Origin of the sequence: Defluviitoga sp. (assembly GCF_035349255.1) — a bacterium.
Taxonomy (GTDB): domain Bacteria; phylum Thermotogota; class Thermotogae; order Petrotogales; family Petrotogaceae; genus Defluviitoga.
Genome location: NZ_DAOPSE010000085.1, coordinates 1 through 2,675, shown reverse-complemented (window position 1 = coordinate 2,675; position 2,675 = coordinate 1). Strand labels below are relative to the sequence as shown.

General features: G+C 33.6%; 2 protein-coding genes. Both read left to right on the top strand.

Annotated features, from left to right (window positions below):
* The first annotated feature begins 197 nt into the window (after nt 1-197).
* Nucleotides 198-1,616 carry a protein translocase subunit SecD gene (gene secD / locus PKN74_RS08280; RefSeq protein ID WP_472310361.1) on the top strand — a complete coding sequence of 473 codons (1,419 nt, stop codon included), beginning with the start codon at nt 198-200 and terminating at the stop codon, nt 1,614-1,616.
* Nucleotides 1,616-2,542: a protein translocase subunit SecF gene (secF, locus tag PKN74_RS08275; RefSeq protein ID WP_472310359.1), complete on the top strand. Its 927-nt coding sequence runs from the start codon at nt 1,616-1,618 to the stop codon at nt 2,540-2,542. Before secD ends, secF begins: the two co-directional genes overlap by 1 nt.
* Nucleotides 2,543-2,675 lie beyond the last annotated feature (133 nt).

Here is a 2,675-nt window from a genome sequence, read left to right as displayed (position 1 = left end):
ACACTATACGAATAGCTACAGGAGATAGAACTGAAATAGATATAACCAAGAATGCTGTAGCAGGTGTTTTATCTGCAAAATCTTCTGCTGAAGAAAAGGTTTCAGAAGAAGACAACCCTGATGAAAAAGAAGACGTAGAAAAGAAAAAATAATATTTCTTATTTCTTTTTATTTTTTACCAAAAAGGGGTGAAATAATTGAAAAGTCGAAGAATACTACTAGTACTCACCGTGGCGGTATTCATTTTCGCTTTACTTGGGATAGTTCTTCCTCTTTCTGAAAACAAAAACAATATAAGTGTTTTCAAATATTTACCTAACATAAAGTTAGGGCTTGATATTCAAGGAGGAAGTTCTTTAGAGTATAGCATGGTTATTCCAGAAGGAGCCCGTGCCGAAGAAATTGTTAATAACGTCATTGCAGTTTTAAGAAGAAGACTAGATAGTGCAGGATACACCGAAGCGGTCGTTTCAGAAGTTGTAGTAGGGGGAGAAAGACGGGTAAGAGTAGAAATACCTGGAATATCAGATACAAGAAGAGCTGAAGAACTTATAGGAAGCAAAGGAAAACTTTATTTTGCTGAAGTTCTTGAAGTGGTAGAATCAACAACTCCACCTCAAATAACTAGAAATAGAAAGGTTAAAGTTAACGGAGAAGAGATAGATTTATACAGTTATGTTAAGGATAGCAGAAATCCAAATTTATGGTATCGTGTAAAAAATGTATTCGAATTCGGTGATTCACCGTTTCAAATAACTGGTCTAGATGTTACAGACGCTCGTGCATCTTTAAATCCTCAAGGAGCTGGATTTGTAGTTAATTTAAGCTTTAATAATCAAGGTAAGACTAAATTTGAACTTGCTACTGCTAATTTGATAGGCAGGCAAATTGCTATTATTTTAGACGACGAAGTAATAATTGCACCAGTTGTTAGAGACAAAATCACTGAAGGTAGAGCCGAAATTAGTGGTATAGAAACTGTACAAGAGGCTCAAAATATAGCAGTTTTAATTAAATCAGGTAATCTACCTGTTGATTTAGTTAAATTTCAAGAAAGCACTATTGGTCCAACCTTAGGTAAAGATGTTGTAACCACAATAGTAAATGCAGGAATTATTGGTCTCGTAGTTGTAATGATTTACATGATTATATTTTATGGTTGGATGGGATTTGTCGCTGATATAGCCCTTATGTACAATACTCTTTTATTGTTAGGAATCTTAAGCTGGACTGGCGCAATTCTTACTCTGCCTGGTATCGCTGGTATAATTCTAACATTTGGAACTACCATCGACGGAAACATTATAATCTATGAAAGAATTAAAGAAGAGATAAGAGTAGGTAAACCTCCTTTGACTGCTATTAAATTTGGGTTTAATAAGGTCTTCCCAACGATCCTCGATGCCAACATAACAACAGTTTTAGCTGGTATAGTGTTATACTTTTTGACGTCTGGAACTATAAGAGGATTCGCCGTTACATTGATAATAGGAGTTTTAGGAGCTATGTTTACCAACTTAGTAGTTACTCGAGTCATATTAGAAGGATCCTCCAATTTGATCAAACCTGAAAAATATCTGAAGGGTATTGTAGTAGGAAAAGGGGGTAATGAATAATGCCTAACTTAAATATAGTTGGAAAAAGAAAAGTATTCATTTATCTCTCATTAGCTTTGATTATTTTTTGTGTAATAGTAATTTTTGTCAAAGGGTTTAATTTCGGCGTAGATTTTTCTGGAGGGAGTGAAATTGTAATTTCATGTCAAGAAGCATACTCTATTGACCAAATAAGGAATGCTTTACAACAAATTGATCCTTCATATGCTACTGCCAAAATAGTATCGGCAAAACCTTCAGGAGAAAATATCACCAAGAATTTCTATGTCATCACAATTAAAGATTCATTCCCCACGTCCCAGAAAAAAGATGAATTCATTGCTGCACTAGCAGCTAATTTACAGTCTGTTGACTTAGGGGTGGAGCAATTCAATGATGTTTCTGGTTACGCAGCGAAAGAAATTAAATCATATGCTTGGTATGCGATAATTATTACGTTAGTTGTATTGCTAATTTATATTACTATCAGATTCCAATTTTCATATGCAATAGGAGCTATATTAGCTTTAGCTCATGATGTAATAATTACTTTAGGTCTTTATTCATTGTTTGGAATCGAAATGAATTTGATGGCTGTTGCAGCATTTTTAACTTTGGTAGGTTATTCTCTCAACGACACAATCGTCGTTTATGACAGAATTAGGGAAAATAGAGCAAAAAGCAAATCAACACCAATAGAAGAAATTATCAATTCAAGCATAAACGAAGTTTTGGTTAGATGCTTACACACTTCTGTAACAACTTTTATTGTTGCGTTTTTGATGTTAATAATCGGAGGAAGAGCTATCGCTCCTTTTGCGTTTGGTTTAACAATGGGTGTTGTAGTTGGTACCTATTCATCCATATTTATAGCAAGTCCTATAGTTATCTCTATGGTGAAAAATAAGAAGAAAGGAACAAAAAAGGCCTCATCAAAAGCTCGTTAAATCAAAAACTAAATAAAAATATTATAAAATTATAAAAAAGAGCCCGTACGTTTTTTGTCGGGCTCTTTTACTTTTTATATTTTAAACCTTTTTACTAAAGCTTCTAATTCAGATGATAATTCACTTAACTCTT